A 22,580-nucleotide genomic window follows, 5' to 3' on the forward strand; every position below is an offset into this window, starting at 1 on the left:
TGGCTTGGCGCCTAGCCACCAATGCCTGTTTACTGGTACAAAATTATTCCAAGGGGGGATTATGAGCAATTGTGTCAATCCAAGCCGACGTACATTTATTAAGCAATGTGTCATTGGTGGTGTGACGGTTTATAGTGCACCTATGTTATTCAATACCAGTGAAGCAGCACAAACAAGTATCAACGAGTCAATAAAAAGCCACTGGAAGCTCGACGGCGAACCTCAATATCGAACCGATGCGATAGAAAAAGTCACTGGGCAAAAAATCTACGGCCGAGATTACCGAGCACGTGATATAAGCGGTTGGCCAGATCAACAGCATTACGGTTATATCCTCCGTGCAAACAAAGCCAATCATATCTTTGAAGGTTTTGACCTAAGCGGCTTACCTGATGACGCTCAGCCATATCGAGTCGTCACCCAAAGCGACCTCGAGCAGAATGAGCTTCGCCTTCCGGCTTATTACGGCAAAAATATGCTTCTAAAAGAAGGCAACGCGCCTGACTACCTTGGCCATGAACTCGCCATTTTGCTCTTCGACTCATTTAGTAAATTTAAAAAAGCCAAGATTCGACTTCAATTTAATGACTCCGTTGTCCGTTACGGCGCAGAAGTCCCGTTAATCATGGCCAATCAAGACCCTTATGCGACATGGCGGATTGTTCGTGAGGAAAATGCCAACGGCCGAAATGCCAAAGACGCTTTCTCAGTACTAGAAGATGGCATGATTTTTACTGGCGTAAAAGATCATAAACCAGACTGGCCTATGGGCGATAAAAATAGTGTTAATAACACCGCGAGAGCGGTTTATTATGCCGATGGCATCGCTAATGATTTAAGCAAAAATGAAAACGATTGGCTTATCATCGACAGAGAGTTTAACACTCAGTCAGTGGAGCCTATGATGTTTGAAGCGGAAGCTTTCAACGGTTACCTCAACCCTGAAACCCAGACGCTGCATGTTGTGATCACCACTCAATCGCCCCAAGATTTTCATGAGATGAGCGCTAAGATTTTGTCTGAAAGCCCTCTCACCCAACAAGTCAAAAACTTAGTGGTCCACTCTCCTTTCATCGGTGGTGGCTTTGGTGCTAAAGACCATACTATATTCCCCTACTACGGCGTGATCGCAAGCTTATTTGCCAACGGACCGCTTCGTATCGCCAACGACCGTTTTGAGCAGTTCCAATCCGGTCTTAAGCGTCACCCATTCATTATTACAAACAAACTGGCATTCAATAAAAAGACCCACAAAATTGCAGCTCTGAAATCGCGTATGCTCGTCGATGGTGGGGGTCGCTTAAATTTCTCTTCATCCGTTACTATGGTTGGAGCAAGTGCGCTGCAAGGCATCTATTATATCCCAAGAAATGATATTGAAGCCGTTTGTTACCCCTCTCAAACCCCACATTGCGGATCAATGCGTGGTTACGGAACACTGCAATCTATGCCAACCATCGAATTGATGCTCAATGAAGCTGCAGAAGAATTAAACATTGACCCTTTCACTATACGTCGCGCGAACGCAATGCAATCAGGCGACAAGAACACACAAGGCGCCATCCCAAATGGTGCCGCGCGTTACCATGAAATGCTTGATATGGCAGAGCAGCACCCTGTGTGGGTTGACCGCATAGCGAAAAAGAAAGCATTTGAAGAAGAAAACCCCAACCTGTTATACGGTGTTGGCTTTAGTATCGTGACCAAGGATTACGGTACTGGTGCGGCCTCACCTTCTGGGTCGGTGGAGATAACGCCTGAAGGAAAGGTCATCGTTCAATCTTGTTTTGTCGAAATGGGAACGGGAACCGATACAGCCCAAGGCGTGATAACAAAAAAATATTTAGGCGTTTTAGCGGATGACGTTGTGGGTGGTGTTATTGAAGAGTTTGAAGCAATGGAGCTTTTTGATACCGAAGACCCTTATTTAATGTCGCAAGAGCACCAGGATAAAATGCAAAAGGACCCGCGTTGGACGCCAGTTGTCCCAATGGCATCGTCAGCATCAATGTCTGCGTTTTATCAATCCCACGTCACTGAACAAGCAAGTCGTATCCTTTTTGAGCAGTCACTTTACCCAGCAGCTATTGCCATTTGGAAGGAACAATTCTACAACGGCAACTTAACCGAACCTGATTTTGACAACATTCTCGATGCTCGCTGGGTCGACGGTAAGTTAACGCTTCAAGGTTACCCTGGAATCCCTTTCAAAACGCTAGCCATGAAAGCTCACGCTAACGGTTCAATTACCAGCGTCATGGTACATGGTTTCAATCGATGGGCTTGGGCAAATTCCGCATTTGACCTCAATGGCAAACGCAGCACCTACCCAATTGACGGGTTAGCAGTGAAGTACGGGATCAGTGCAAAACCCTATACGAAGAACAAGTTTGGGTATCAAGTGATTGAAAGACGCGCCGTTGACTATCCAAAAGTACAGCTAAACAATGCAATGGTGACCTATTACGCCCCCGCCGCAACGCTTGCCGAAATCGCGATTGATAAAGCCACTGGACACGTCAATATTTTAGAAACTCATACTTGGTTAGAAGCAGGTCGAGTGATTGTGCCAGAACTTGTAGAAGGCCAAATAGAAGGCGGGCTAGCTATGGGTGTGGGCCACACTTTATATGAATATCTACCGGCAGATGAGAGCGGTGCTGGTAACGGAACGTGGAACCTTAACCGCTACCAAGTACCACTGGCGAGTCATATACCGGTATGGAATATGAAGCATACTATTTTGCCCCCACTATCTGAGACAGATAACCCTAAGGGGATTGCAGAAGTTGTGATGGTGCCCGTTGTCGCCGCGCTTGTTGAGGCAATCTATCAAGCAACCAATACGCGTTTTTACCACTTACCCGTTACACCACAAGATATCATGAAGGTAGTTTAATGATGGCATCGATTATACTCACTATAAACAACAAAATTTATGGACCACTCGACATAGATCCAGAAATCACGATGTTGGAGTTTCTTCATGAATATCTGAATCTTACCGGAACAAAGTTTGGTTGTGGTCAAGGGATTTGTTCAGCATGCGTTATTATCCAAGATAACGAAGATGGCACCTCTGAAATACATAAAACGTGCATCACCAACGCGCTTGGTTTTAATGGTAAAACACTTCGTACCATAGAAGGTCACGCTGAACGGGACGATAAAGGAGAAATTATCTCTCTTCATCCCGTCCAAGAATCCTTGATCAAAGGGTTTGCTTTCCAATGTGGTTGGTGTACGTCCGGTTTTACCAACCATACTATCGCCCTAATTGAAGAGCTAAAACGAAACCCTATTCCCGTCGAAGAAATTGAAGAAAAAATCGAGGAAACATTAGGCGAACATGTTTGTCGTTGTACTGGCTACGTAAAATACTATGCCGCTGTCAAGGAAGCGATTCTAAACACGGAAGGAGCGACCCGATGAACATAAAAACACTAACTTGCTTGATCGGTGTGTTTGGTCTGACTCAGCACGCCGTCGCTGATAAGAGTGAGCAGATAGAAAAAGGTAAGTACCTCGCTGAAATGAGTGACTGTTACGCGTGCCACACCATTGAAGGCGGTGAACCTTATGGTGGCGGGCTTCCTTTTGTTACCCCTTTTGGTACGGTCTATTCTACAAACATCACCCCCGACTCCGAAGAAGGGATCGGTCATTACTCGTACCAAGATTTTTATGATGCGCTTCACAATGGTGGAGCACCCGGTGGTCACCTTTACCCTGCCATGCCATATACATCATTTACGGGCATTAACGACGACGATACCCAAGCACTCTTTGCATACTTCCAAAGTATTAAACCATCGAGTCAGCCCAATAAAGACAATGACATGATGTTTCCTGCTAATCTTCGTTTTGGTCTAAATGCTTGGAACATGTTGAACCTAGAAGAAGTGAATTACAGCCCCGTAACGGGCAAAAGTGCTGAGTGGAATCGTGGGAACTACATTGTGAACACCTTCGGCCACTGTGGTGAATGTCATACACCCCGCAACATCATGATGGGCATGGATTCTGAGCGCCATTTGCAAGGTGCCATGATTGGGTCGGTATTCGCGCCAAACATTACGCCGGCGTACCTTAATCAACAAGGTTGGAGCACCCAAGATATAAAAGACATGTTACTGCACGGTTATTCGAGAAAAGGGACCGTTGTAGGTGAAATGTACGAGGCTATTTTCCACAGTTTGAGCAAGTTCGATGACGACGATTTAAATGCAGCCGCCGTTTATTTGTTAGATTCCGACAGCAATGTCGAAGGTAAAGCGCTCACTTTCCGTCCTGATAATGCACAAGGTGAGGGACGCGAAGTGTACCAAGCCTTTTGCGCCCATTGTCATGGGTATGAAGGTCAAGGCAAACCGAACTATGCCCCTAGTATGCAAGGCAACGGTACTCTTTCCCAAGAAAATCACTTTAATAGCGTCAGTGCAATTTTATACGGCATCAAGCCTCAATATTACACCCCAACCAATGCGTTCTACACCATGCCAGGTTACGACAAACAATTAAGTAATGAAGACCTGATGCATTTACTCAATTACTTAACCGCGACCTACACAGAAAATAGTGCTCAGCTCAGTGTAGAGCAAACCAAAGAAATACGAACATCCGTGACGGAGAGTCAAAAAAATGCAACTCACTGATCTACACATATTGCGTGACATTCAAGGGTGGATGCAAGATCGTCATAGCTTTTGGTTATGTACGATATTGGCCACGTATGGCTCGTCTCCCCGGCCTGTCGGTTCTTTATTTGCTTGGAATGGTTCGCAAAGGCTTGGCTCAATTTCTGGAGGGTGCCTTGAAGATGCTTTTATTCAAAAGTTAGAATGTGGTTTTATCAAGCGCTTCCCGCAGGTCACTACTTACGGAAAGGATCTTGTCGATAACGATATCACCATCGAGCTTCCCTGCGGTGGAAGCATTAAATTGCTGGTTGAGCACTATACTCCTAGCCACTACCATTTATTGAACACATTTATAGACAGTGCCAATCAAAAGCGCCCTTTCCATAAGGTTATTGACTTACACAGCGGTGATATTCATTACTATGATGACACTGAGGTGTCGTCTCTACAATCTGAGCCGAGCGAACAAATCATCCACATACATTATCAACAGGTCACCCAATTATTAATTCTCGGCATCAGCCAAGTCAGTGAATGGGTAGCAAAACTTGGCCTAATGGCGGGGTTCTGTGTGAAAATTTGTGATATGCGTGAAGAGCTTGCACAAAGTTGGAATGTCCCTGCCACCGAGCAATACGAAGCGGTAGAAGTCATTTGGAGAAGCCCGGATTTGTTTGTTGAAGAGTACATCACCGACAATACCGCAGTCTTAGCGTTAGCACACGACCCTAGAATCGATGATTTAGGTCTAATGGCAGCCTTGGAATTGAACCCTTTTTATGTGGGCGCAATGGGCTCACAACTTACCACACAAAAAAGAGTCAAGCGGTTAGAGGGAGTTGGTGGCATTGGTCAAGAAGATATGAAGAAACTAAAAGCGCCGATTGGGCTTGCTATCAACAGCAAAACACCATTTGAAATCGCGATATCCGTCATCGCAGATATCATTGCGACCAAAAATCGCGGTTAAATATGGAAACCATCGCTTTACTCCTTGCCGCGGGGAATAGCCAACGTTTTGGTGAAGACAAGCGCTTCATTGGATCTCCCCCTCTTCTATCAAAAACACTATTGTCTTTGTATTCCACCTTTGACCGTGTCGTCTTGGTCCATAAAGATGGCGACGACTTATCATCTATTAACATTGATTATGCTAAGGTCACATTAGTCTCGCATGATAATACTCATGACCCAAGTTTAGGCGCATCAATAGCACGAGGGATAAAAACAATACTCAGTGTCGACAACCCGCCTGACTTTTGTGCGATCTTCCTCGCAGACATGCCTTTTATCCACTCAATGACGTTAACTAATCTCGTTCGTTTTACAGAGGAAAAACACACCCAATCATTAACGACGACCATTATTTGTCGCCCTCGTTTTGAAGGTCAGTCCGGACACCCTGTTATTTTCTCTCGTGCGCTATTCGATGCGTTGTCACGGCTAACACGGGAAGAAGGGGCAAAAAGTATCATCAAACAAAACCATGCACATTTTTATGAATTCGATTGTGATGATTTAGGCGTATGTGCTGATATCGATACGCTAGAAGCGGCTAAGTTACACGGTCTTCTAACGAGTTCCACGTAATTTTGATTACGGTTTGAGAAAACCATCGATATTGTGATTCATTCGGTCTGTAACACGGAGGAAAGCTTCAAGATCCTCTGGTGTGGAACCACTTGTCAAAATCTCATTAACTTGATGCAAAACTCTGCGGATTTCAGGGATAACTTGCTGGCCTTTTTCTGTACAGAAAAGACAGAAAGCGCGCTTGTCTTGCTCATCACGAACTTTGTGCACGTAGCCGTTATCAATAAGCTTCTTAACCGATTTCGCAATCGCTGATTTATCAATATTCCTTTTACTCGCAATTTGCTCCTGAGAAGTGCCCTCGTCCCAAGCGATCATGTTAAGTATGTGAAACTGACCATTTCCTAGCGAGTACTTATCTAAAAAGTGGGAAAGTAGCCTATTCTTATTTCGATACACATCATCCAATGTTTTATCGAAAGAAATCTGGTTCTTATCAGGCCTGCTTGTGTAGTCGCGTGGTTTACCGTTCATAGAGATTGTTACTTTTAGATATTGGCCAGTTAGAGTGTTTATACAGCAATATAGTTGACAGGTCTACTATATATCTATATCTTGACTTCAAATTAGTTGACATGCCAACTAATGCAGTTTGATTACTTATTGTGCCCGTAGCGTGCTATATCAGTCATGACATAGGTTCGATCAAGCGGTGCACAGAGACGATTCTCCTACCAGCAAATGATTATCATTAATTAGGTGATTTATATGTCTAAAATTTTAAAAACCTCATTACTAGCGGGATTAGTTTTATCATTACTTAATCCCGTTTATGCCCAGCTTGAAGCGCCTAAATTGCCAGATACGGGTCAAAGTGTTCAATATGATGTTAAAGGCGACCCATTAGTTGCCTCTAAGAGCAGCTTGTTTACTGGTCAAGATGCGTCTGTTAAAGGGGTGCCATTAAGCTATAAAGATAATGGAGATGGAACCGTTACTGACCTCAATACCGGTTTAATGTGGCAGAAAAGCCACGATACAACCAAAAGAAATTTAGCCGATTCAGAAGCCGTCGTAGAGGCAATGACCTTAGGTGGTCACAATGATTGGCGATTGCCCACAATCAAAGAACTCTATTCTTTGGCCAATTTTGACGGTGAATTAATGAAACCTGATAGTGGCAAGAAAAGTAGCCCATATCTTGATACTGAGTATTTCGACTTCGAGTATGACAAGCGAGTTCCATTTGCTGGTGCATTCTGGTCAAGCACGGTTTATAACAAAGGGGATGTACAAAACTTTACCACTCACGGTGGTCTTGAAGGTGGCTTTGGATTTAACTTTGCAGATGGTCATATCAAATCTTACGAAACCGGTATGTTCTTCGATGGCACAGCCATTAAAAAATCGGATAACATGTTTGTTCCTGGTAACTATGTGCGTGCTGTCCGCAATACAACAACGCTCTATGATATGGAGTATGTTGATAATCAAGATGACACCATCACTGACCAGTCGACAGGTTTAATGTGGGCGAAAAGTGATAGTGGTGAACGAATGGATTGGGTCGAAGCGTTAGAGTTCGCAGAAAACGCGAATCTTGCTGGGTATGGTGACTGGCGTCTGCCTAACGCAAAAGAACTTCAATCGTTAATCGATTATGAGAAGAAGGATTTGCCTGCGATTAACACCGAGTTCTTTGATGTCACCCCAACTCAATTCGAATCACAACAAGATTCTTATTATTTTTGGACAAGTACAACACAAGGTGATTTTAAATATACCGCGGTATACGTTGCTTTTGGGCAGGCATGGAGTAAGAAGAACTCAGATGCTAGCGAGTACTTTGATTGGCATGGTGCAGGTGCTCAACGCAGTGACCCCAAAAGCGGTTCTCCGGCAGATTATGAGCTCGCCTCTGATATGGCAACGGATTATATCTCGGTTGATAATTGGGTTCGCCTGGTTCGAGATGCAAAGTAATAAAATGACAACATAAGAACTAAAGGACACCCCATGTGTCCTTTTTTCGCTGCATTATTCCTATTCCCTTCCAGCATTGGCATTCTATCGGTGCGATGGCCCCTTCCTCACTAGACACGACTCTTATTACAAATAGTAGGTCAAATACCCAACCTTAATGTGTGATAGATAAATACCCGAGTTCATAATCGAATAATTTCGTGTTTCATACTTCGTCAGTACACTTCTTGAAGCGATTTTGGTTTGGTGAGTAATGAATTTTCATCAACTCGACTACCCAAGTTTCGGTATGTCATCAAATGGTCATTAGAATATCTGATTACGTATAGCTTTCAGCCAAATTGAAAAGTCACTTTGTTGTGCTTTTTTGTTACCAATTTATAATAACTTACGCGAACAAAGGCAGTTCATCACTCACTCAAGGAATTAACTCACATGTCAATCAGCAAAGTTAAAAATTTGTTCTCTCGCTCTCAGTTTCCCCTTCATTACGGCTGGTTAGAGTTAGTAGAAAAGAGCATTGACGCTTCCAGTGATCAAGAGTACCTAGTGAATGAGATTAATGGCATATCCAAACTGATGGGCGATGAGTACACCGAGGCTTTGATGTTGCTTCTTGATTCCCAACCTGAATCGCCTTATTCGTTACCTCTGAAGTTAATGCCTTTGAAACTTTCAGCGAAAAAGAGGATAGCGACTAATAGTAGTGAGTTCGCAGGTGATTGTGAAATGATTAAATCCATGCTCTCAAAGCATGTCTCTATCGGAAGCAAAACTCCCGCAGAACAACGAAATGAACAACGCCAGACTCAAGAGCAAAAGCTGCAAGCGAGGCGTGAAGCATCAGAAAAGATGTTTACGGAACGAAAAGCTCAATATGAGAGGGACTACATTGATTTTCCATCTATAGAGGTAGTTAAGGTACGGAGACGATCCAGAGCAGCAAAAATCCTCGAACCATTAACCAAAGGGCAAACAATCTCTGAGAGCGATTACTTATGGTTAATCGATAAAGGTTTTGAAAATCAATATGTAAGTGGGCTGCACTACCTGAATCGAGCTGAACTAGCAAGGCGCAAATGGGAAGATACGAAGAAACCTTGGAATCTCGTGAATGCTATTGCTGATTACAGAAAGGCTGGGAATCCCAAAATTGCGGTCGATCTCGTTAACAAAAACTTCCCATTTAACTTCGCAAATGGAAACAAGAGTCTGAAATCGGCACTCTTAACCACAAGTGGTGGGGCAAAGCGTGATCTAAACATGTTTGATAAGGCGATCCAATTTGGTACTCAAGCTCATGAACTTACTAAACAAGACTACCGCCCATGCACTCTAATTGGCGCATGTAAGATGATCTTGGGAGATGTTGCTCAAGGGCATGAGTGGTATCAAAAAGCAATTAGACGTGGGTTTAACAAAGATAGCTTTGAGCAAGAGATCCGATCAATCTACAATCGAGCCAGCCGCAAAGATAAAGCCAAAATCAAACAGACCTTAATCGCTGATGGATGGGTATATCAGTGGCTCAAATAAGTCACTTAATAGGATTCCGCTAATTTTAGTAACCGATATGGCATGGGAGGTGTTGTCATTGACGATCCCAGCAGCTCATCTAACACTTCTTCAAGTCTAAATCGGTAGTTAAATCGAAAGCAAAATTCACCTAGGTATTTGGGTAGATGTTTCTTACTGATAGCGTGGTAAGTACCTCTCAATGAGTTCTTGATGTTACCTATCATCGTATCGACCCAATGGAAGTAATTATCTTGGATTTCATCAAGATCAGGTGCGCCATCTTTAACAACCCGATCATGGTGTACGTTCGCATTGGGCAGGGCTTCAAAGCATGAAAGCCCATCTGGTATAGCGAGAGTGGACGGTACTAAGTGCTTCTTAGCCCACTTCTCAACTTCGTATTTACGAAAGCCTTTAACCACCGTCATTCGCATATAGACAGGGTTGTAATCCTCATTTAGAGCTACAGCAGCAATAAAAGGCACTTTGTTCACAAAGCCTCGACCACGCTTACCTTTTGTTTTGCCACCCCAATATGCATCATCGAGCTGCACGACGTAATCACTAGTCACTTTGGGGGGACTTTCGTATGTCATACGCCGTCAGCACTTCTGGGCATAACTCTGTTAACTTTCTTGTTAAAATAGAAAATAATGAATAAATATGGGAAGTTCAATGTATCTACTCTACTAATACTATCTATCTTGATTCCCAGTGAAATAGTCGATAACTTTCCTATCAATCGGGATATAACTATTTTCCGATCTTGGGAACAAGAAAGCGCTGAGGCAACACTCTCGAAAGCATGCATATTACGAACCTATTGCCTTCTCACAGCCGCAATTTCCTTCGTCATAAGCAAAGTGAAACCGCTATTTACGTCGTTCAGCCGTTAATGTGTTCACCTAGAGGCAATGATTATGAAAGTAGAGAAAAAGACTAACAAAGCTGTTCAGGGAGTCACACCACAGCAACAAGACGTAATTATGGGGATTGCTAATGGGCATCGATACCCTGAGCAACAAGCTGAATTTGGTCACGTATCCGTTACATTCCGATCGTTAACCCGCAGAGGTCTCATCAAATATTGTACGAGCAAGAAGTTTTCGCTTACCAGAGCTGGAGAGGTATTACGCAACCACATTGTGGCAAAATTGCAAGGTTACTAACTTTTTGTTAGTTCCCCCGCTTTTCAAGGGGATGACAAATGTCCTGATCCGAAGATGAAGCAAGAAATGGCGAGCTTCTGAGTGGCCAAGTGCCAACTGGGCAGTGTCTGGACAAACCTCGTTACGAATTTCAAACGGCTAATCAATCACACAAAGAAGCAAACCATCAAATAGAGAGCTATTCGTTAACGATATGCTCCTTAACGACGTGTTCCTTAATCAACGAAACCATCACCTCACCACTTGCGGGCTTAACATTGTCAGGCTGAGTAATCACATGAATACGTTTCTTTGAATCAACAATGAATAGCGGCACGACAATCGCGTCTTTATACTGCGCTTGATAATCATCAAAAGAAAAACTGTCACTTATCTTGGTATGCTTAATTTCAGCGCCTTGGCTCAGCAAGCTCGCAAGCTTCTTGTAGCTTGCATTTCCACCAAGCAGCAGCGAGTAAGCATGCTCTTCATTGTGCGAATGCTTGTCTAACGACTCCTGCGTTTTTCTATCCTGAAGGCTAAAAACCTTGCGATGACCAAATTCATTGGAGAAGTGGACGCTGGCGACGGAGTTCAGATGTTGATCTGGCGTCAGAGCCAATACCTGACCAATACCAATCAAATCGAGGTACTCGTCTGCATGACTTGAAGTAGGGTTCCCATAGTAGCCTTCAAAGCCCCCCATCCGGGCTTTGCTCACATAGTCCCAGTTAGTGTCAGACATTAACACCCGACAATCGTAAGTCTGAATCGCTTTACCTACCGCTCTTGCTACGTCATTTGCACCAACCAACAAGAAACCACGAGGCGCAGGTTCGGCAACACCTAAAAAACCTGCGACAGGTCGTGCTGTTGCACTTTGTAGAACTACCGTACCGATGATCACCATAAAGATAAGGGGCACAAGTAAGTTTGCACCTTCAACATTTAGCTCCATCAGTTTGATAGCAAATAACGAAGACACCGCAGCCGCAACAATGCCTCGCGGAGCGACCCAAGCTAGAAACGCTTTTTCTTTCACTTCAAGATTGCTTCGCCACGTAGAAAGAAAAATAGAAACCGGACGAGACACAAGCTGAATGACAGCAAAAAGTACTATCGCAGCAAACCCAAGCTGTTCAAAGTCTGCAAGTTCAACGCGTGCTGCAAGGAGTATGAATAAGCCGGAGATAAATAAAATCGTCAGGTTTTCTTTAAAGTGCAGAATATGGCTAATGTTGACCTCTTTTGCATTAGCAAGCCAGATCCCCATGACGGTAACAGTCAACAATCCAGACTCATGCTCGAGGTAATTGGAAGCCGCGAACACCCCGAGTAGAAGGGTTAGTACAGCGAATGGTTGAAGATACTCTGGTAGCCAATTGCGTCGAATCATCGCTGCCACCAGTGCACCGGCAGCAATCCCCAATGAGAAACCGATGACAATAATGATTCCAAACACGGTCAAGCTATGCATTTGGCTATGCGACACTATAAATTCGTATACCATGACAACAAAGAGTGCGCCCAATGGATCAATAAGGATCCCTTCCCAACGTAAAATATTGGCGAGCTTTGAGTTTGGTCGAACTGTTCGTAACAACGGCACGATCACTGTCGGCCCCGTGACTACCGTCAGGCTGCCAAAGAGAAATGCTATGGTCCAATCTAGACCGAGTAAATGGTGCGTCGCCAGTGAAGTAATGACCCACGAGATCACCGCCCCAATCGTAACAATGCTCCACACACTCTTACTTATTCCCTGAATCTGCTTGAAATTAAGGGTCAAGCTACCCTCGAATAAAATAACGGCCACGGCAAGGGAAATAAATGGGAAGAACAGATCGCCTAGCGCATCTTGAGGAGAAAAAACACCGAAAATGGGGCCAACAAGCAGGCCTGCGATAAGCAAAAACAAAATAGCAGGCAACTTAAACTGCCAAGCCACCCACTGGCAAAATAAACCGAGTACCCCGACACCAGCAAGAGTTAACGCAATAAGCTCTGAAGTCATACTAGATCCCTAAAGATGAGCCATGTGTATAGATAAATAGTATGACGGACACAACAACCTCACAACAATTTAAATTAAATCATTAACATGAATTTTAATTATCATCTGTTCTAGCTCTGCCTTTTCGACATCGACGGGCAATCCAACCGACCAACTTAATATAATCAATAAGACGACATAGTATGCAGGCTAATCTTTGATTCGGGAGTATCGTTCTCGGTGCGTTACGCTTTGCGCTACTCCAGGTTTCATAGCTTTCAAACAAATAAACGGCACATTCTAATGATAAGAATGTGCCGTTTATTTGTTAACTCGCCCATCACTGGGCCTTGTTCCGTCGATATGTTACTTCAATATGATACGTCAATTAGCCATTCAGTTCAGATAGCTGATCAGAGAACCAAATCTTGCGCTGAAAACGTGGGTTCTTAGAGGACATATCTATCTTATATGGGTTTTCTTCTTCTGAGCGCTGCGGGATCGCTAAAATCTTACTGAGTTCCTGAGCCAAGTACTTCTCGATTTTTAACACCACCATCTTCTTGCGTAGACGGCCTTGCTCGTCGCGGTTAAGGATAGTTGGCATGGTATTCAGTGTTAAAATCTCACCCAGCGCTGGGTGAGACATACGCTCACGCCCTTCCGTACTGGCGTAGAAGTGTGAAACGGTAAACACCATATTCTCAGGTTTAAGCTGCTGTAGGAACTGGCACGATTTCACCACCGTTGAGCCAGTACGCACCATGTCGTCAAAGAGTACAATGCTCGATTTTTCCAGCCCCTCAAAAGTATCTTCACTTTCTTTATGCAGCGTGATTTCCACTTTACGCTCAGCAGTACGCTCTTTATCCAACATGATAAATTTGGCTTTGCTCAAACCAATTCTGTTGTACATCTCTTTGACAAAGTCTCGCGCTCCTTTGTCTGGCGCACAAAGTACCAAACCTTCACCGTCTGGGCCGTAGTTCAACATGTTAGAGTTGAGTAGGTAATGCGCGTAAATCTGATAAGGAATGAGGTTATAAAAACGGCCGCCAAACACGTCGCCAAACATCTTCTGTACCGAATCAGAGTGGTTATGTACCGTGACCACATCATCAACGCCAGAAAGCTTTAATAACTGCGCATACAACTGCGCCGTAAACGGCTGACCATCAAATTTTTTGATGTCTGAAACGGAACGCTCCCCCCCCGTGTCACCAAGTTCAGGGCGTGCGCCACGATCTTGAGCAGAAAAGAATAAATCCGGCTCCACCAGCACCACTCGACTGGCACCATTTTCTTTAGCAGCACGGGCAATAATAAAGTTATGCATCGCCAGCTCTTGACGGCTCGTAACCAGGTTGCCGGTACTGACGATCACCACCGTTTTTCCTTCTAAACCGTTACCGATGTTGTCCATGTCGTCTTCATCAGAAATAAAGCGTGGGCAAAATTCGGTGTTCATGAAGTGCTTCATACTGATGACATCTGAGATGTCTTCGTGCTGCCCCATCGCATACGCGACATCGATGGCAAATGGGTTATCGGAAGAGTTGCTGACAATCACTATATCGCTAGATAGTGCGTTTTGGCTGCTCATGGCATTCCTTATTAATTCGGAAAGTGAGTGGGTTGTGATGTGGGTATTCTAGCGGTAAAGCGAGCAAAACGGCAGAGGGAAATCCGAATTTGTGGTAAAGGCTTGTAATGCCCTCAAAGGCATTGAGAATACACGCTTCACCATAACAGCAGTGGTGATGGCGAGATCGCTAAATATCCGAGGTCTACCACACGTTCCTTACTTTGACTGTTTCCAGTCTCTTATCGCTTCTTCGTCGATCCAAAATGTGAGCGAGCCTCGATGAATCAATGAACTGTTGTATTGGCCCCAGTTTTTGGTTTTGAAGTAAGGTTTAGGCATAAGGCCATATTAGTGAGTGGATTTCACTGTTCTGAACGTAAGAACCGGATTTACTTCACTCGAATTAGGCAATAAAGCCCTGTGTCGTTTCAAGCGATTTCTCTCGCTAACAAAAATCATCGGTCACCTTCCGCACGTGGCGTGAAATGACCTTATTTATAGACACCCATACGTTTATAGTGCGCCCCTTTCAAACAAGGGCCAACCATTATGAACGCCGTATCAAAAATTGTATTAGCGACAACATTAAGCTCTAGCATAAGCCTCGCATTCGCTCAGAATAACAACGGCGACGACGTCATTGACCCATCCAACCTCACCTCGGTGAATACCTCTGCGTATCTAGGCTTCAGCAACCAGGGGGATGTTAAAGTCTCAGGGTCCATTGGTTATGGTTTGCAAAATGGACAAATGGCAATGGGAACACTCGAAGCCAGCATGGACTCCGAAGGCAAATACAATGACAGCCGATTACAATATTTCCATGTTTTTCACTTTGAAAACCCAAGACTACCTTCCGCCGCGGGATCAATCGATATTATCGATAATGATAACTTCACCACGGCCGCATTAGGCGGTGTATTTATGTACAACCCCGATATCGAAAATCTCACTATCTTTGGCCGCGTAGGGGCGCTAGCTGGGCAATACGACGATGATTTCATCACACAAATGGGCGAGACTGACAACGGCGTGATCGGTGGTATGACGGCGGCTTACTTCTCTTGGAAACCAGGGGCGGATGGCACCTACTTGATGTTCTCTCCAGAATATACCTACATGGATGGTGACGTTAATACATCTTTACTCAAAACATCACTTACCATAGGAACTCCGGTATCGAGTGACGGAAAGCGTTGGGGGCAATTCAAGATTGAACACACCCATGGGAGTATGAAGTCCTCACTTCATACCATCGACATCAATGACACCTCTGCCTGGGTCTTCTATAAAGTCTTTTTCTAATATTCTGAGCTTACTCTCAGAAACCTTAATATCACGACGCCCATTCCCCCACTAGATTCATTAAGCACGGACGCTTTTATTCCTGTTTAAATTAACGTCAGGTCAATAAACCTCTCTCGCTACACTCCTTTAACGTCCCTTTACCACCCTCGCTATTTCCTGCGCTACCAACGGCCACTATCCACACGCCAAGAAACTAGAAACCAGAAACACCCACTCATTCTCACATTCGACTTGGAAACAAGGTATATTTATAGACGTGATGGTTATCTTGTCAGTGAATTACTATGCCCAACCCAATCAACATCAGTAACTCGAATAATCTTGCCCCGTTTCTTAAATACTTCGAAGACAAGGGCATTGAATGGCGAAGTGTCGCAACAGAGTACAACTTCCCCGAGAATATTGACGAAGAGAACATCTGGCTCTCTTCGCATCAAGTGATGGCCTTTCTTCATGCCATGATGAAAAACACCAAAAAGAACATTGGGGTCGATGTGGGCCGGTTAATCACCCTAGACCAACTTTCTCCAGAGCTACTTAGAGAATTCAAACAATGCAATGATGTTGAGCATGCTGTTCAGCGCTTGATAGAACTCATGCCAACATTCAACAACTATGTTGTGGTTTGGCCTAGCCAGATCGAAGGAAAGTGGTACTTGTGCCATCGCGGCTCATATCACCCCTCGCTTCCAGGGTATGATCAAGCCGAATGGTTTCGAACCTTTGCGCTCATTTCACTCTTTCGACTTTTTCTAGGAAACCGTTGGGAACCTCGTTCGATCTTTATGAGTTTCTCACAGCATTTGGTCCGCGATTTATCCCCAATACAGACAGAGAGTACATTTCGCTTTGGGCATGACTTTGGTGCGATTGAGCTGCCATTACCGCAAGCATTTGTCGCCATTGAATCTCAACGGGAAAATAGTAGGTGGATAGAAAACATCACAGCGCTCATCAACACATATGCTGTGCTTCCCTGGTTTAATATCGATTGGCTATCAAGGCTTGTAGGCAGTTCTTCGCGCACCCTGCAAAGGGTACTTGCTAACCATGGCTTCACGTTTAGAGAACTCAGAGACCAAGCCCGACACAGTGCTGCAACAAAGCTGCTGGCAAACGGTGTTTCTCCTTTTGAAACTGGGTGGCGATGTGGTTATAGCGATTTATCTAATTTTAATCGCGCATTCAAAGCATGGAGTGGAAAAACCCCGTCTCAGTTCCAGAAAACATCCTGACCTAATTACCAGATTGGACAGCGGAACGAGCAAAACGCCAGTGTTCCTGAGTGAACACTGGCGTTTACATTATCGTGATTCATTACGTCTAATGTGAATTACATCTAACGTGAATTGCGTCTAGTTTATATTACGTCTAATCGGCTGGCCTGGTGCGGCATCCGTCAGTAGCTCACCGTCTTGAACGACAAACTGACCATTCACGAGGACCGTATTGATGCCTGTTGAGATAGCAGCTGGCACTTGATACGTCGCTTGGTTGTCCACGGTTTCCGGGTTGAAGATAACGATATCAGCATCCATACCCACCTGAATTCGTCCTTTCTTCTTCATTTGAGGAACAAAACCATCGAGTACCGTTGCTGGCATATAACTCATTTTACGAATCGCTTCTTCCATGCTTAATAAACCACGGTCTCTCACATAAGAACCCAGAATTTTAGTAAACGTGCCGCTCGATCTTGGGTGGGCAAACGCTTCACTTGGAATCGGCCACTCATCTCCTTCGTAATAACTGACCTTGCCATCATCAATCAGCATCCAAGGCATCGAATCTGATTCAATCAAAACATTAGGATGGATGATTGATCGGTCCAGTGCAGAGAGTTCACTCGGAATCGCTTCATCTAGGAAGTGCCAGTTGATGATCGACCCCGGTTGCTCTTTCTGCGCCTGAAGCAGCTCAGTATTGTCTAGACGCTCCGTCCCCATTTGAATGCTTTCTTCTTGGTAACCCAAACGCTCTTTCCATTCGGGACCACTGAACATAGCCGCGCCAACAACGGTGCTTGCTGCCCCCCAAGGGTATGCCCCTGCCGTGACATGGAAACCATTCGCGGTGGCTTCATCAAACAACTCTAATGTCGCGTCAATATCTCGTAAAGAGGTACTGTTGATGTGATTGATGTGCATTTTCGCGCCAGTTAGTGCTGAGTTAGCAATAAGCTCTTGGATCGCTTCGAAACTGCTGCCTGGCTCAAGCATACTGGCATAACGCACGTGCGTGTAGGTCGCGACATCTTGCTCCGCGGCCAGTTTAGACAAGGCGTAATACTCCTTTTGGCCATAACCTGGCGCGTAACCGGCATTGATCCCGATACCAATTGCACCTTCATCCAAACCCTGCTGCACATACGCCATGATCTTCTCTAGTTGCTCAGGAGTGGCGATTTCTTGTTTCCAGTTGTTTTCGCCCTGCATGCTTTGGAAATACTCAAGGTTTGCCACGGGCTCGGTTTCAGTAAACGTCGCGATGCGGGCAAATGTCCACGCAGCTGATGCGCCGTAGTTTATTGGCAAGTTTTTCTCAGACTGAACCCGATACCACTCACCAATAGGCAATATGCCTGACTCTAGCTCCAGTGCTGTAGTTACGCCCTGCTGAGCCTGCATGCGGTAGCCAGCAATGTTTTGACCATGGTGGTGCAAGTCAATAAACCCTGGCGATACAACATGGTCACTGGCATCGATCACCTGTTTGCCGGCAATCGCATCCATTGTAATCGTCTCGATGGTGCCTTTATTAATGCCAATGTTCCGCACGTCGCTCAGCCCCGTTTCAGGGTCAATGACATGACCGCCTTGAATAACGATATCGTATTGAGTTGCGTATACACTCGTTGTCGACACGAGGAGTGCTATTGGCAGCACAATTGAACGTATGGTTGGTTTCATCTGGTTTTCCTATTAAAAATCTAGTGATTTGAGGACTTAAAGGTAGGTTACTTTTTGTGCAGACATCGTGTAGCCAGTGCTCACAACCTCTGTGCCATCGATAAATGAAATTGGCAGGTCTTGTTCATAGGCTTCAATGTCCCCAGACACCATCACCACTTTGTAAAGATCTTGAAGTGCAAAGCCCGAGTCGATATCGACAATAATGGTTTGATTGGCCGGTGGAGGTGGTGTATGAATACAAGCTCCTGCAATAGGCACAAGCAAAAATTGAGTGGTTAACATCCCGTCCATTTCCAAGGGAACAACGAACCCAGGTATGGTGACGTCGTCCAGGTTCAAATCGGTATTGACGGTGGTCAAACGAATACGCTCTATTTCTAACGCTTCTTCTCGCTTTGCTAACAACTCATCTGCATCAAACCCTGCATCCTGCAATACCTTTTTATTCAGCAAATACTCCTTGGTTTCCTCAGCCGTCATATCTCGACTCTTGGCGTTATCGTCGTATTTCAACACACTGTAAAGATGGGTTACTTGCTGTTGAGTTAGTGCTGGCAACTCAATGGTCTTTATCGGTGCTGGAATCAAATCCTGCCACTCAATCAGATTCGCCGAAAACGATTGAAAGCTGATAAACAACACGAGTAATGCACTAAATTTAATCTGCATGGTTTTCTCCAAAGCGTTAAATAGGATCAGCATCAACAACAATTTTGCTCGTAGATTTCAATTCCGCTTGAAAGTAACTCCCTGTGCTGTGGTAGGAATAATACTAGTGCACCTCATTTTAAAATAGGTCATATTACGCCAAAATAATATGAGTTGATTAAAGAACTACATATTTAGTATGTACTGAGATCGCCAAATTGGCCACATAGTTAGAGTTCTAGCGATGAGGAAAAATAAGTCTAATTGCGGAAGTTGAAATCTAATCCAATTTTGCACTGGTTTATAATTGGGCAGAAATAATCGACAAAACAAGTTGTTTTGTAATTGTGCAACACGCTGTTGCACAATTGGGGAAGATTGAAATTGTTACAGATTTCGCAACTACTGACGATTCCTCGGTAGTTGCTTGATGAGCAATGTGCATGTTTCGCACATTAGCTAGCTCTGTGGGTGGGTCTATTTAACATACGTTGTTAATGGTTTTTCGTCAGAGGTTCGTGATCGCCGCTAGGGCGACTGAGACAAGTGCAATGATTGAAACTATACGTGTATCATTCATCAATGAGCTCCTATTTTGGATTCAGGAAATCACATCCGTGTGGCTTTATTCGCAAGCTGAAAAGTCTATGACTCAGTCCGAGCTTAGTTTAGGTATCAATTATGCTGCTATTGAACAAGAGAATGCAGACCGACGACTTACGTTAAAACATAAATAACGTTTATATTAGACACTCGTGTTATTGCTTGTTCCTCGTTGGTTATTCATGGTCTTAATTTAGAGCGTCATAACCACGCCCACTCATGCAATTACGCATTAAGCTATCGCGCTCTTGCTGGTTGGCTTGTTTCGCTGCGTTTTTCGAACCCGCCCCCGACAGTACGCCCACTGTGGTTCCGATTGCCGCACCAGTTTTGGCAGCGCTGCTTCCCGAGTTTCCTGAAACACTGCCCGCTATCGCTCCAGCGGCCGCACCGCGCAATCCCCTTTTCACGCCTTGTTCTACCGCTCCTTGCCCCTCTTGTTGGCCAACATTATCGAGTAATTGATAACATTCGGCATGATCCAACGGAAACTGTTGAGGGTCGTAAATCGACTCATCAAACACTAAGGTGTGAGCGGAGACTAAAGTAGGAAAGACAGATAACAGGGTGATACTGATCACGGCGCCGATCTTGAGCACTTTCTGATGTAAGGAGTCGCTTTTCATAATATTTTCCTTTAGGAAACAAGCCGCTTGAAGGAGAGAACGTCACTTCTTACTTATTAGCTTGGAAAGTGGCAGGGCTAGATCAGAGCAGCCCACTAACGTGATGAATCCGCCGCTGATGGCACCTCTAAAATAGTCATGCGTACAAATACCGTCATTAACCATGCAGAGGCTATGTTTCGTTCTAAATATTTCTGGGTTGATGTTGAGTAGGCTGCATTAATTCCACGCAACCGAGACAAGAGAAGTAAACGAGACAACTTCATGATTTTCTCCAGTATTATTCGCTATTAACAAGTACTGGAGATTATTTAATGGTGAAGCCTAGGAATAAACAAAGCCGACTTAAGATGATAAATTAATAGTATTTATATCTGAGTGAGGATGATAGCGAGTTTGCAGCTTGATAGACCTCATACCTAACGGGTCTAACGGGTCTAACGGGTCTAACGGGAAATGTTGAACTGCTCCAATTCGGCTAAACGGGGTTAATAACAGAGCCATTCCTAGCGAATACCCTATCCCGGACTGAGTCGCCCTTCGAGCCTCTGATAACACTAACGACTAAAATAACACACCTATCACCACCACAATTCGCATTACTTTTAATAATGGTTAACTTAAAGATTTATCGTGATTAATATCACATTTTTCTATTGCTAGAATATCTTTGAAACTCTACTATCTGCGCCTAAAAGCCGCTATGGCTCTATATCATTAAATAAGTTCCACGCTATTACCACGAGAACCAAAAAAAATGGCACCGAAATATCCATTAGCTAAACTGACCTTTCTCATCGCTATCTTAACGGCTGTAGGACAAATGACACAAACGATGTATGTGCCATCTATAGGCCAGATGGCGCAAGAGTTTCGTGTCAACCCAGCGATGCTTCAAGCGGTAATGGCGTGCTACCTTATCCCTTATGGACTATCTCAGTTTATCTATGGCCCTTTGTCGGACAAACTGGGCCGTAAGCCTATTATTATTGCAGGGTTAGGGATCTATCTAATTGGTGCTCTCATCAGCCTATTTGCACACTCATTTGAATTCTTCTTGTTAGGTAGTTTCATTCAAGGTGCTGGAATAGGAAGTGGCGGCGCGATGTCTAGAACGCTTTCTCGTGACTGTTTTTCTGGTGAAGAATTACATCGAGCAAACAGCATTATTAGTATGTGCGTTATTTTTTCACCGCTGCTTGCGCCAGTATTAGGTGGCGTATTAACAGAAACGATGGGCTGGCGCTCAAGCTACCTGTTTTTAACCCTATTTGCGGTTGCTGTGGTGATCATTATGTCATCAAAACTAGCGGAGACATTGCCTGCAGAAAGAAGAACAAAAAGCTCCGCAATGGAAAACTATCGCTTTGTTCTGTCGGATAAGCGATTCCAAGGCTATGTTATCTGCTTGGTAGCCACCTTTGCTGGCGTCGCCGTATTTGAAGCTGCGGCGGGGGTACTATTTGCTGGTGTTCTCAAGCTCTCTGCATTCACGGTTAGCATTTTGTTTGTATTGCCGATTCCAGGCTATTTGCTCGGTGCAGGGTTCTCATCGGTCATTGCCAAACGCTACGGTAACCGTTCTGCGTTTAAATTCGGACTGATTGCTATTATGATCGGCTCGGTTATCGTGCTGATTCCCGGCATGCAAGGCTCGACCGATGCTTGGACGTTAACGATTGGTTCTACGGTTTACTTTCTTGGGGCGGGCGTTCTATTTCCTGCGGCCACCACAGGGGCACTAACACCATTCCCAAATCACGCCGGAACAGGGGGCGCGGTGTTAGGAGGTATGCAAAATCTGGGTGCGGGTCTAACGACCTTAGGTGCTTCAGTCATACCTGCGACAAGCCAATTACCCCTCGGTATCATTATGTTGGTCATGGCACTACTCGCTATGTGGGGGCTGCATATCGCAAAACGGGATAATGGTCCAAACAATGCCAGTGATACGGTAATGGTTTAGCCTGCATCATTGCTAGCCACTCTACTCGGCTTTTAACTTACAAGCATTGCCCAGTAGAGTGCAGGCTCGGTAACATCAAACTTATGATAGTTACGTCTGGGCAACACTAACCCTTAA

Annotated in this window: 20 protein-coding genes and 1 pseudogene; 12 read left to right on the plus strand and 9 right to left on the minus strand. The window is 44.6% G+C overall.

All coding sequences use genetic code 11. The features are described 5' to 3' along the window. Nucleotides 1-61: 61 nt before the first annotated feature. From M9196_RS03330 to M9196_RS03350, 5 genes are read left to right on the plus strand one after another with little or no spacing between them, the layout of a single operon-like run. Nucleotides 62-2,899 (plus strand): xanthine dehydrogenase family protein molybdopterin-binding subunit, encoded by a 2,838-nt coding sequence (locus M9196_RS03330; RefSeq protein WP_250616105.1) that lies wholly within the window; start codon nucleotides 62-64, stop codon nucleotides 2,897-2,899. Then, the gene (locus M9196_RS03335) at nucleotides 2,899-3,432 is read left to right on the plus strand and encodes a (2Fe-2S)-binding protein (protein WP_250616106.1); all 534 of its coding nucleotides are present in this window, start codon (nucleotides 2,899-2,901) and stop codon (nucleotides 3,430-3,432) included. Before M9196_RS03330 ends, M9196_RS03335 begins: the two co-directional genes overlap by 1 nt. After that, a complete protein-coding gene (locus tag M9196_RS03340) occupies nucleotides 3,429-4,655 on the plus strand; it encodes a cytochrome c (protein ID WP_250616107.1) in 1,227 nt (408 codons plus the stop codon). Before M9196_RS03335 ends, M9196_RS03340 begins: the two co-directional genes overlap by 4 nt. Then, nucleotides 4,642-5,610 (plus strand): XdhC family protein, encoded by a 969-nt coding sequence (locus M9196_RS03345; RefSeq protein ID WP_250616108.1) that lies wholly within the window; start codon nucleotides 4,642-4,644, stop codon nucleotides 5,608-5,610. The genes M9196_RS03340 and M9196_RS03345 overlap by 14 nt, the downstream gene beginning before the upstream one ends. A gap of 2 nt (nucleotides 5,611-5,612) precedes the next feature. Beyond that, nucleotides 5,613-6,230 carry a nucleotidyltransferase family protein gene (locus M9196_RS03350; RefSeq protein WP_250616109.1) on the plus strand — a complete coding sequence of 206 codons (618 nt, stop codon included), beginning with the start codon at nucleotides 5,613-5,615 and terminating at the stop codon, nucleotides 6,228-6,230. 6 nt (nucleotides 6,231-6,236) lie between these two features. On the opposite strand, the gene M9196_RS03355 is transcribed toward M9196_RS03350, so the two are convergent. Beyond that, nucleotides 6,237-6,707 (minus strand): MarR family winged helix-turn-helix transcriptional regulator, encoded by a 471-nt coding sequence (locus M9196_RS03355; RefSeq protein ID WP_250616110.1) that lies wholly within the window; start codon nucleotides 6,705-6,707, stop codon nucleotides 6,237-6,239. Nucleotides 6,708-6,941: 234 nt separating this feature from the next. On the opposite strand from M9196_RS03355, the gene M9196_RS03360 reads away from it, so the two are divergent. Next, nucleotides 6,942-8,156, plus strand: coding sequence for an Lcl C-terminal domain-containing protein (locus tag M9196_RS03360; RefSeq protein WP_250616111.1), 1,215 nt, complete (start codon nucleotides 6,942-6,944; stop codon nucleotides 8,154-8,156). Nucleotides 8,157-8,591: 435 nt separating this feature from the next. After that, nucleotides 8,592-9,692 carry a hypothetical protein gene (locus M9196_RS03365; RefSeq protein WP_250616112.1) on the plus strand — a complete coding sequence of 367 codons (1,101 nt, stop codon included), beginning with the start codon at nucleotides 8,592-8,594 and terminating at the stop codon, nucleotides 9,690-9,692. Nucleotides 9,693-9,697: 5 nt separating this feature from the next. Here M9196_RS03365 and M9196_RS03370 read toward each other — a convergent pair whose 3' ends face one another. Continuing rightward, nucleotides 9,698-10,270: an IS1595 family transposase gene (locus tag M9196_RS03370; RefSeq protein ID WP_250616113.1), complete on the minus strand. Its 573-nt coding sequence runs from the start codon at nucleotides 10,268-10,270 to the stop codon at nucleotides 9,698-9,700. A 324-nt stretch (nucleotides 10,271-10,594) separates the two neighbouring features. Between M9196_RS03370 and M9196_RS03375 the strand changes: the two genes are divergently transcribed. Beyond that, nucleotides 10,595-10,843, plus strand: a complete 249-nt coding sequence (locus M9196_RS03375; protein WP_250616114.1) for a hypothetical protein — start codon at nucleotides 10,595-10,597, stop codon at nucleotides 10,841-10,843. 178 nt (nucleotides 10,844-11,021) lie between these two features. On the opposite strand, the gene M9196_RS03380 is transcribed toward M9196_RS03375, so the two are convergent. The 3 genes and pseudogenes from M9196_RS03380 to M9196_RS03390 form a co-directional block, all read right to left on the minus strand. Further along, entirely contained in the window at nucleotides 11,022-12,836 is a 1,815-nt protein-coding gene (locus tag M9196_RS03380) for a cation:proton antiporter (RefSeq protein ID WP_250616115.1), read from the minus strand. A 367-nt stretch (nucleotides 12,837-13,203) separates the two neighbouring features. After that, nucleotides 13,204-14,418, minus strand: coding sequence for a phosphoribosyltransferase family protein (locus M9196_RS03385; RefSeq protein ID WP_250616116.1), 1,215 nt, complete (start codon nucleotides 14,416-14,418; stop codon nucleotides 13,204-13,206). A gap of 96 nt (nucleotides 14,419-14,514) precedes the next feature. Continuing rightward, nucleotides 14,515-14,739 (minus strand): annotated as a pseudogene (locus tag M9196_RS03390) (transposase); the annotation flags it as partial. 210 nt (nucleotides 14,740-14,949) lie between these two features. On the opposite strand from M9196_RS03390, the gene M9196_RS03395 reads away from it, so the two are divergent. After that, nucleotides 14,950-15,705, plus strand: a complete 756-nt coding sequence (locus M9196_RS03395) for a hypothetical protein (protein WP_250616117.1) — start codon at nucleotides 14,950-14,952, stop codon at nucleotides 15,703-15,705. A 287-nt stretch (nucleotides 15,706-15,992) separates the two neighbouring features. Further along, on the plus strand, nucleotides 15,993-16,943 hold the full coding sequence (locus tag M9196_RS03400) for a helix-turn-helix domain-containing protein (RefSeq protein ID WP_250616118.1): 951 nt from the start codon (nucleotides 15,993-15,995) through the stop codon (nucleotides 16,941-16,943). Between the two features lie 120 nt (nucleotides 16,944-17,063). On the opposite strand, the gene M9196_RS03405 is transcribed toward M9196_RS03400, so the two are convergent. Beyond that, nucleotides 17,064-18,617 carry an amidohydrolase family protein gene (locus M9196_RS03405; RefSeq protein WP_250616119.1) on the minus strand — a complete coding sequence of 518 codons (1,554 nt, stop codon included), beginning with the start codon at nucleotides 18,615-18,617 and terminating at the stop codon, nucleotides 17,064-17,066. Between the two features lie 36 nt (nucleotides 18,618-18,653). Continuing rightward, nucleotides 18,654-19,289, minus strand: a complete 636-nt coding sequence (locus M9196_RS03410) for a DUF3299 domain-containing protein (RefSeq protein ID WP_250616120.1) — start codon at nucleotides 19,287-19,289, stop codon at nucleotides 18,654-18,656. Between the two features lie 530 nt (nucleotides 19,290-19,819). Between M9196_RS03410 and M9196_RS03415 the strand changes: the two genes are divergently transcribed. After that, nucleotides 19,820-20,005, plus strand: coding sequence for a hypothetical protein (locus M9196_RS03415; RefSeq protein ID WP_250616121.1), 186 nt, complete (start codon nucleotides 19,820-19,822; stop codon nucleotides 20,003-20,005). Between the two features lie 54 nt (nucleotides 20,006-20,059). On the opposite strand, the gene M9196_RS03420 is transcribed toward M9196_RS03415, so the two are convergent. Further along, complete coding sequence (locus tag M9196_RS03420) at nucleotides 20,060-20,497, minus strand: glycine zipper family protein (protein WP_250616122.1); 438 nt, start codon at nucleotides 20,495-20,497, stop codon at nucleotides 20,060-20,062. A 95-nt stretch (nucleotides 20,498-20,592) separates the two neighbouring features. Further along, entirely contained in the window at nucleotides 20,593-20,763 is a 171-nt protein-coding gene (locus tag M9196_RS03425) for a hypothetical protein (RefSeq protein WP_250616123.1), read from the minus strand. Between the two features lie 491 nt (nucleotides 20,764-21,254). On the opposite strand from M9196_RS03425, the gene emrD reads away from it, so the two are divergent. Then, complete coding sequence (gene emrD / locus M9196_RS03430) at nucleotides 21,255-22,463, plus strand: multidrug efflux MFS transporter EmrD (RefSeq protein WP_250616124.1); 1,209 nt, start codon at nucleotides 21,255-21,257, stop codon at nucleotides 22,461-22,463. Nucleotides 22,464-22,580: the final 117 nt, after the last annotated feature.

Origin of the sequence: Vibrio methylphosphonaticus, from assembly GCF_023634655.1 — a bacterium.
GTDB lineage: Bacteria > Pseudomonadota > Gammaproteobacteria > Enterobacterales > Vibrionaceae > Vibrio > Vibrio methylphosphonaticus.